Here is an 8,701-nt window from a genome sequence, read left to right on the forward strand (position 1 = left end):
TTTCCTATTGCAGGGCGCGGATTTGCACTTGGGCGACGCCTGCGTTGAGGGTACCAAGTTCCTGGGCGGCGGCACGGGAGAGATCCAGGACGCGGTTGCCGTGGAAGGGACCGCGATCGTTGATGCGAACGACGACTTTGCGTCCGTTCGACAGGTTGGTGACTTCAACACGGGTGCCGAGCGGCAGTTCTTTGTGCGCCGCAGTCATTTCATTCATGTCGTAGGTCTCGCCATTGGCGGTTTTGCGGCCGTGAAAGGGGTTGCCGTACCAGGAAGCGGGACCCTGTTGTTCGAAGCCTTTGCTGTCGGCCAGGGTTTGGTAGCGTTTGCCCAAGACGGTGTAGCTGTAGCTTTTGCGACCGCTGCTTTTGGTGATGACGTCGCCTTTGGCATTGTTTTCGACGAGGTTGCGCAGGTTCGGGCGGGTGAAATCAATGTCGCGCAGGGCTTTTTTGTCTTCCCCGGCGAGTAGCGCCCGGGTTTTGGCTTCTTGGGAGGCAAGGGTTTTTTGCGGTTGGGTAAAATCGATCACTTTAACGATATTCACCTGCTGTTCTGCTGTAGCCGATGCGGGCTCGGCCTTATCTGCCGCCGCTTCTTCCGCTTGTGCGGTGAATGCGACCGCTGTGATAGTTAGCACCAGGAGTTGTTTTACGTTCATTGTCTCAATTTGCTCTCTCTTTTGTGTCTGATTCGGTCGGCCAGTTCGCCGACCGCCATGGCATAAAGCGGGGACGCATTATAGCGGGTGACAACATAGAAGTTGTTATAGGTTATCCACCATGTTTTTTCCTGCGCCGATGCGTCAGTGACAAGGCTTCCGACGTTTTCCGTGCCATTATCCCCAATTTCTTTTATTAAATCTACGTCATCTTTCAGGTTATTATCTGTCAAAAGTGTATGGATTTGGTAATGCGGCTTGTGGTCGTTGCCGTAGACGGCGATGGTGGGTTCGGCGGGCAGGCGGTAGATGTAGCGCCCGTCTTTTTGCCAGCCGCGCACTTGCAGGTAGTGGGCGATACTGCCGATGGCGTCCGCCGGGCTGTACCAGAGGTCGATGCGGCCGTCGCCGTCGTAGTCCACAGCGTCGTTGTAATAGCTGCTCGGCATGAATTGTGCCATGCCCATTGCCCCGGCGTAGGAACCTTTGATGGCGAGCGGGTTTCGGTTTTCCCGCTTGGCGAGGCGCAGGAAGTAGTCGGTTTGTTCGCAGAAAAACGGGGCACGCGGCGGGTAGTCGATGCATAGGGTGAGCAGCGACTGCCAGACGGGGATGGTGCCGGTAACTTTGCCGTAGCGGGTTTCGACGCCGAGGATGGCGACGATGATGGCGGGGTCAACGCCATACTGGGCTTCGGCGCGGGCGAGGGTGGCGGCGTTGGCGTCCCAGAAGGCGACGCCGTCATCGGTGCGCGCTTGGTCGGCAAAGATTTTGCGGTATTCGTACCACGGTTTGGTTTTTTCCGCCGGTTTGCTGATTTTGGCGAGAACGTCGTCGTCGCGGCCAACCGCGAGCAGCAGTGCTTGCAGGTAATCGGCATCGTAGTCGTCGCGGGCGGCGAGCTCCTGCATCATCTTGATGGCGGCGGGATTGGTGCCGTAGCTGTTGTCAGCAGCGGCATAGAGGCTGGTGATGCAGGCGGCGAGCAGGGTGAGCAATCGGCGGATGGTCATAGGTGTTCCTCATCTTTTTTGGCGCGGAAGCCGCCGGCGAGGTTCATTGCCAGGGCGAAGCCCGCCATCAGCGACAGGATGGAACTGCCGCCGTAGCTGATCATCGCCAGTGGCAGGCCGACGACGGGCAGGATGCCGCTGACCATGCCGATGTTGACGAAGACGTTAATAAATAGGGTCAGGAGAATGCTGGCCACCATGATGCGGGCGAAGCGGTCGGTGAGGTGCAGGGCGAGGTAGAGGCCGCGCGCGATAATCAGGCCGTAGCAGAGCAGTAGCAGGCCGACACCAATCAGGCCGGTTTCTTCGGCAATGACGGCGAAGATGAAGTCGGTGCTGGATTCGGGCAGGAATTCGAGCTGGGACTGGGTGCCTTGCATGTAGCCTTTGCCGGACAGCCCGCCGGAGCCGATGGCGATTTTCGACTGGATGATGTGGTAACCGTTGCCAAAGGGATCCGCTTCGGGGTTGAACAGGGTAAGGACACGGTCACGCTGGTATTCTTTGATACCGAACATCCAGAAGAGTGGCAGGCCGATGGCGGCCAGCACCCCGCCGAGGACGATAATCCAGACGGGCAGGCCGGCGAGGAAGAGGGTGATGAAGCCGGAGGCGCTAACCAGCAGCGCGGTGCCGAGGTCGGGTTCCATGAAGATCAGAACGACGGGCACGACGATGACGAGGATGGCGAGGATGACGCTGCCGATGCCGGGGATGGCGGCGCGGATGGTGACGAGCCAGGCAACCATCAGCGGGATGGTCAGTTTGGCGAGTTCGGACGGCTGGATGCGGGCGATACCGATGTTGAGCCAGCGCTGCGCGCCGTTGCTGCGGCTGCCGATAATCAGCACCAGCAGGAGCAGCACCAGGGTCAGCCAGTAAGCGGGGGCGGTGAGGCGGCGGATATAGCGCGGCGGCACGGCGACAATGGCCAGCAAGATACCGATAGCAGCGGCGAAGCGCAGGGTCTGCCGCATCAGGATGCCTTCGTCACTGCTGCCTGCGCTGCGCAGAATCAGCAGGCTGCCACCCATCAGCACCAGCAGGCCGAACAGCATCGGGATGTCGATGCGGCGCAGCCATTCGCCGACCAGTTGCCAGACAGTTTTTTTACGCACGTCATGCATCAGCATCGTTCTGCCCCCTCAGGTAGTAATCGGTAATCTGCCGCACCAGCGGCGCCGCAGTGGAACTGCCGCCGCCGCCGCGTTCGACGACCATGCTCACGGCGACGCGCGGCTTGTCGGCGGGGGCGAAGGCGATGAACATGGCGTTGTCCTGCTCTTCCGCGCCGAGTTCGTGCGAATGCACGCGCCGCTCGGTTTTGAACGACACCACCTGCACCGTGCCCGATTTGCCCGCCATGCGGTACGTTAGCCCGCGCGAGATGTTGCGCGCGGTGCCGTAGGCGCTGTGGATGACGTTGACCATGTCCTGGCGCACCGTGTTCCAGATGCCGGATTCATAGACGGCTACTTTGCCGGTATCAAGCGGTGCCTTGACGGAGGTAAAAGTCGCCGTTTCCGGGTCGTAATAACGCTGCAACAGGCGCGGTGTGAACTCGCTGCCGTCGCGGGCAATCAGCGCCGTCATGTAAGCGAGCTGCAGCGGCGTAGTGGTGAAAAAGCCCTGGCCGATGCTGCAATTAATGGTATCGCCGATGAACCACGGTACCTTGAAGCGCTTTTGCTTCCATTCGCGCGTCGGTACGATGCCGCTGCCTTCATCCGGCATATCAATGCCGGTCGGGATGCCGAGGCGGAAATGGGTGGCGAATTCGGCGATGCGGTCAATCCCAAGCTGATAGCCGAGGGTGTAGTAATACACGTCGCAAGATTGTGCCATGGCGCGGTCGGCGTTGACCGAGCCGTGTCCGTGCCGGTTCCAGCAGTGAAAACGCCGCGCCGCCCCGGGTACGCGGAAATAGCCGGGGCAATTGACGCGGGTGTAAGGGGTGAACACACCGTAGTGATAACCGGCGAGGCTCATGAACGGCTTGATGACCGAGCCGGGCGGGTAGCGGCCTTTCAGGGCGCGGTCGTACATCGGCCCGTGCGGGTCATCGAGTAGACGCTGGTATTGCCGCTGGGTGATGCCGCGCGCGAACAGGTTGGCATCAAAACCGGGCTTGTTTACCATCGCCAACACCTCGCCGTTTTGCGGGTCAATCAGCACGGACGAGCCGCGATAATCGCCGAGGATGCGGTAAATAAACCCCTGCAAATCAATATCGAGGCTGAGATAAATATCCTGACCGCGCACGGCAGGCTGCTCGTGCATCAGGCGGACAATATTGCCGTTGGCATCCGTTTCGACCTGCTGATAGCCGGGGCGGCCGCGCAGGCGGTCTTCATACTGCTGCTCGATACCGGAACGGCCGATATATTGCAGGCCGCGATAATCATCGGGATTGAGCGTTTCCAGATCTTCCTCGCTGATGCGGTTGGTGTAGCCGATAACATGCGAGGCGATTTCGCCGTAGGGATAATAGCGCTCGTAATACTCCTCGACCGACACCCCCGGCAGGCGGTACAACTGCACCGCCAGGCGGTAATAATCCTGCTCGCTGATGGAAGCCTTTAACACCGCCGCTTCATAGCGGCGCGTCTGCTGGTAGAGGCGAAAAAAACGCTCGCGCTCTTCCGGCAAGAGCGGCAGGATTTCGTCCACCGCATCCACCGTTTCGCGCACATTCACCGTCTGCGACGGGCTGATGACGACGCGGTAGCGCAGGATGTTTTCAGTCAGTGGCCGCCCCTTGCGGTCAAAAATCGTGCCGCGTTGCGGCACAATCGCTTTCAGCCGCATCCGGTTACTCTGCGAGCGGGTGCGGTAATAGTCATAACGCAGCACCTGCAAATAGCCCATGCGGGCAAAGAGGCCGAGGAACCCGGCAAACACCAGCAGTGCGGACAACAAAATGCGGCGGGAAAACGACTGATGCAGGCGCGCTTCCTCATCGCCCTGCTCGCTGCCGCTCAACGGATCGGCGCGCCAGTCTTCGTATTTCACGAAAAATCCCCCAGCACGCGGCGCACCGTGCGTTCCGCCAGCCAGCGCAAAAACGGCAGGCAGAGCAGCGCCAGCACCCCGCCCCACAACCAGCCGGGCGGCGCGGGAACGCCCTGCCAGGCAAACAGCATCAGGCAGCGCAACACCTGCAAGGCAAAGGCGAGCAGGCACAACACCAGCACGCTCACCGCCGGCGCCGCCATGCGCCATACGCCGGGGAACGGCAGCGACATCAGCGCCGCCAGCGCATAAAACAGCGCATGAAAACCAAACGGCGTGGCGGCGGCCACATCCATCAGCAGGCTGACCGGCAACAGCCAGCGCCACAGCGGCAACTGCGGCACGAACAAAAACAGATACAGCGCGGTCACGATCACCACATCCGGCAGGACAAACCACGACGCATAAAAATCTGCGCCGACCATCAGCGCCCACAGCAGCATAAACAGCAGGCCGACCGGATAACTACTGCGCGTCCGCATCCGGCGCCCCCCCATGCCCGTCCGCATCATCTCTGGCTTTCGCCGTTCCGGCATCCGGCGGCGCATCCTCGGCTTTTTCGGCCATCGCGTCCGGCAGCGGCGGGCCGACCGGCACCACCGTCTGTGGCTGAAACGCAATGTGGCGCTGATCGAGCAACAGCACTTCCAGCATCGACTGCAAATGCGCCAGCGGCCGCAGCCGCACCGTCATTGACGAGGCGCGGCTGTCGCGCTCGACCGCCGTTACCTCGGCCACCGGATAACCGCGCGGATAAATCCCGCCCAGACCGGAACTCACCAGGCGGTCGCCGACTTGAATATCGCTGTCGGCGCGCAGGGCGGGCATTTCCAGCGAGCCATAACCCGTGCTGCCGAAGACCAGTGTACGCTGCTGCGTGCGCGCCACATACACCGGTACGCGGCTGCGCGTGTCCGTAATCAGCATCACCCGCGACTCGTGCGCGAAGACCTCGACCACCTGCCCGACCAGCCCGTAAGGGTCAATCACCGCCTGATTGACATACACGCCGTCCTGCGTACCCTTGTTCAGCGTGACCAGCTCGCGGTAGCCGTCAATCGACGTATCGCTCAACTCGGCAATCAGCACCGGATCCGTCACATCCAGCAGCGAATCCATCAGCATCCGCAAGCGGCGGTTTTCCGCCTGAAAATGCCCCAGCAACTGCACCTGCGCGCGCAACTCCTGATTCTCCTGCTGCGCCTGCAACAACAGCGCGTGTTCATCCTGATGCGCCGCCAGCTTCTGCCAGCTCGCCTGCGACCAGCGCATCGGCGCATGCAACACCGTGCGCAGCGGCGCATACACCCCGTCATGCAGCCAGGCATACGGGCGCACCAGCCAGCCGCGCTGCGCCAGCACCAGCAAAAACACCGCGACAAACAGCGCCAGGAACACGGGGCGCAGACGCAACGGCTGCGGCGTATCCGGCGAAAAATCAAACCACATCGTGCAATCAGGACATCAGAAACGATGCCACACCGCGCTGATCCAGCAATTCCAGCACCTTGCCGCCGCCGCGCGCAACGCAGGTCAACGGATCCTCGGCAATAATCACCTTCAAGCGGGTTTCTTCCATCAACAAACGATCCAGATCACGCAGCAACGCTCCGCCGCCGGTCAAAACAATACCGCGATCGGCTACGTCCGCCGCCAGCTCCGGCGGCGTCAATTCCAGTGCCTGCTTGATCGCGCGCACAATTCCGCCCAGCGGTTCCTGTAATGCTTCCAGTACCTCATTCGAATTGATGCTGAAACTGCGCGGCGCCCCTTCCTGCTGGTTCGTGCCGCGCACCTCCAGTTCGCGAATTTCTGAAGACGGATAAGCGCAGCCAATTTCCTTCTTGATCCGCTCCGCCGTCGGTACGCCGATAACGATGCCGAAATTGCGGCGCACATAATCCATAATCGCGCTGTCGAAGCGGTCGCCGCCGATGCGGACAGAAGTCGAATAGACGATGCCGTTCAGCGAAATCACCGCCACCTCCGAGGTGCCGCCGCCAATATCGACCACCATCGAGCCGTAGGCCTCATCCACCGGGATACCGGCACCAATCGCCGCCGCCATCGGCTCCTGAATCAGAAACACCTCGCTGCCACCGGCGCCTTCTGCTGCATCACGGATGGCGCGCTTTTCCACCTGCGTCGCCCCGGACGGCACACACACCAGAATGCGCGGCGCGGGGCGGAACAGTCCTTTGCGGCGGTGCACACGGTGAATAAAATGCTTCAACATCATCGAGGTAATCTTGAAATCGGCAATCACCCCGTCCTGCATCGGCCGCACCGTGGTGAGATTCCCCGGCGTCCGCCCCAGCATCTGCTTCGCCTGCGAGCCATAAGCGACAATCTTCTTGCGCCCGTCCTGCGGATCCTCGGCAATCGCAACCACCGAAGGCTCATCCAGCACCAGTCCCTCGCCACGCACATAAATCAGCGTGTTGGCTGTCCCTAAGTCAATCGACAAATCACTGGAAAACATCCCGCGAAACAAATTAAAACCCATAAAAAAGCCTCTGCTTGCGAATAGAAAACCACCGAAGACGGTGCAAACCAAAGCGCGGTATGATACCTTCCCAAGCGTTTTTTTGAAGGACTTTTTACCCGCCATGAGCCAATTGGAACCCGCAACCATCGCGAAAACAGCCGCCCTTGCCCAGCTTGAAATCCAGGAAGCGGACCTGCCCCGCCTCGCCCGGGAATTGGGGCAAATCTTCGACCTCTTCAACACCATCAATACCCCGGAAATCAGCGCCACCACCCCGCTCTCGCACCCGCTGGGCGAAACCCAGCGCCTGCGGGAAGACGTTGCCATCGCACGCGACATGATGCCGAGCATCGAAAAAAACGCGCCTGCCGCCGAAAACCGCTACATCACCGTCCCCAAAGTCATCGAATAACCCATGCACACCCTCAGCCTCCGCCAACTCGCCGCCAAACTCGCCGCCCGCGACATCAGCGCGCGCGAACTCTGCGATTACCACCTCGCGCGCATCGAACAGCACAATCCGACGCTTAACGCCTACCTCACCCCCACCTTCGACCATGCCCGCGCCGCAGCGGATGCCAGCGACGCCCGCCGTGCCAAAGGCGAAACCCTGGGGCTGCTGGACGGCATCCCGATGGCGCACAAAGACATCTTCTGCACCAACGGCATCCGCACCACCGCCGGCAGCAACATGCTCGCCAACTTCATCCCCTCCTACGACGCCGGCATCGTCGAAAACCTTGCCAACGCGGGCGCGGTCATGACCGGCAAACTCTCAATGGACGAATTCGCGATGGGTTCCTCCAACGAACGCAGCGCCTTTGGTGCCGTGAAAAACCCGTGGCAGCACGAATACGTCCCCGGCGGCTCATCCGGTGCCTCCGCCGCCGCCGTCGCCGCCCGTCTCGTACCCTACGCCACCGGCAGCGATACCGGCGGTTCCATCCGCCAGCCTGCTGCCTGGTGTGGCATTACCGGCATCAAGCCGACCTACGGCACCCTGTCGCGCTGGGGCATGATCGCCTACGCCTCCAGCCTTGACCAGGCAGGTGCCTTCGCTGCGAGCGCCGACGACCTCGCTCTCGTCCTGAACGGCATGGCCGGGCACGATCCGCGCGATTCCACTGCCAGCCCGCAGACTCACACCATCTTCGACCGGGAACTTGACCGCCCGCTCACCGGCATCCGCATCGGCCTGCCGCGTGCCTACTACCGCGACCTCAACGCGCCGATGGCCGACCTCATCCACGCCGCCGCGAAAACCTACGAAACCCTCGGCGCCACCCTGGTGGACATCGACCTCGCGTACAGCGACGCCGCCATCGCCAGCTACTACATCATCGCCTGCGCCGAAGCCTCCTCCAATCTCTCGCGCTACGACGGTGTGCGCTATGGCCACCGCTGCGCCCAGCCGCAAGACCTGCAAGACATGTACCGCCGCAGCCGCAGCGAAGGCTTCGGCGAAGAAGTGAAGCGCCGCATCCTCATCGGCACCTACGCCCTCTCCGCCGGCTACTACGACGCCTA

The 8,701-nt window shown here is 61.4% G+C and carries 9 protein-coding genes; 2 read left to right on the forward strand and 7 right to left on the reverse strand.

Annotation, left to right across the window (positions count from 1 at the left end):
* Window positions 1-4: 4 nt before the first annotated feature.
* Genes Q0562_RS11685 through Q0562_RS11715 form a run of 7 tightly spaced genes read right to left on the reverse strand, consistent with a single transcriptional unit; the run spans window position 5 to window position 7,192 of the window.
* Window positions 5-661: a septal ring lytic transglycosylase RlpA family protein gene (locus Q0562_RS11685; protein ID WP_298644567.1), complete on the reverse strand. Its 657-nt coding sequence runs from the start codon at window positions 659-661 to the stop codon at window positions 5-7.
* A complete protein-coding gene (gene mltB, locus Q0562_RS11690; protein WP_298644569.1) occupies window positions 658-1,674 on the reverse strand; it encodes a lytic murein transglycosylase B in 1,017 nt (338 codons plus the stop codon). The genes Q0562_RS11685 and mltB overlap by 4 nt, the downstream gene beginning before the upstream one ends.
* Window positions 1,671-2,801 carry a rod shape-determining protein RodA gene (gene rodA, locus Q0562_RS11695; protein ID WP_366144778.1) on the reverse strand — a complete coding sequence of 377 codons (1,131 nt, stop codon included), beginning with the start codon at window positions 2,799-2,801 and terminating at the stop codon, window positions 1,671-1,673. Before rodA ends, mltB begins: the two co-directional genes overlap by 4 nt.
* Window positions 2,794-4,686: a penicillin-binding protein 2 gene (gene mrdA, locus Q0562_RS11700; RefSeq protein WP_298644573.1), complete on the reverse strand. Its 1,893-nt coding sequence runs from the start codon at window positions 4,684-4,686 to the stop codon at window positions 2,794-2,796. Before mrdA ends, rodA begins: the two co-directional genes overlap by 8 nt.
* A complete protein-coding gene (locus Q0562_RS11705; protein ID WP_298644575.1) occupies window positions 4,683-5,168 on the reverse strand; it encodes a rod shape-determining protein MreD in 486 nt (161 codons plus the stop codon). Before Q0562_RS11705 ends, mrdA begins: the two co-directional genes overlap by 4 nt.
* Window positions 5,152-6,135, reverse strand: a complete 984-nt coding sequence (gene mreC / locus Q0562_RS11710; RefSeq protein WP_298644578.1) for a rod shape-determining protein MreC — start codon at window positions 6,133-6,135, stop codon at window positions 5,152-5,154. The genes Q0562_RS11705 and mreC overlap by 17 nt, the downstream gene beginning before the upstream one ends.
* Before the next feature lie 7 nt (window positions 6,136-6,142).
* Window positions 6,143-7,192, reverse strand: coding sequence for a rod shape-determining protein (locus Q0562_RS11715; RefSeq protein WP_298644584.1), 1,050 nt, complete (start codon window positions 7,190-7,192; stop codon window positions 6,143-6,145).
* A gap of 103 nt (window positions 7,193-7,295) precedes the next feature.
* On the opposite strand from Q0562_RS11715, the gene gatC reads away from it, so the two are divergent.
* Together gatC and Q0562_RS11725 are read left to right on the forward strand one after the other, a co-directional pair.
* Window positions 7,296-7,586: an Asp-tRNA(Asn)/Glu-tRNA(Gln) amidotransferase subunit GatC gene (gatC, locus tag Q0562_RS11720; protein WP_298644580.1), complete on the forward strand. Its 291-nt coding sequence runs from the start codon at window positions 7,296-7,298 to the stop codon at window positions 7,584-7,586.
* A 3-nt stretch (window positions 7,587-7,589) separates the two neighbouring features.
* Window positions 7,590-8,701 (forward strand): amidase family protein (locus Q0562_RS11725; protein WP_298644583.1); only part of this gene is annotated, 1,112 nt, incomplete at its 3' end.

Origin of the sequence: uncultured Cardiobacterium sp., from assembly GCF_938028825.1 — a bacterium.
Lineage (GTDB): Bacteria > Pseudomonadota > Gammaproteobacteria > Cardiobacteriales > Cardiobacteriaceae > Cardiobacterium.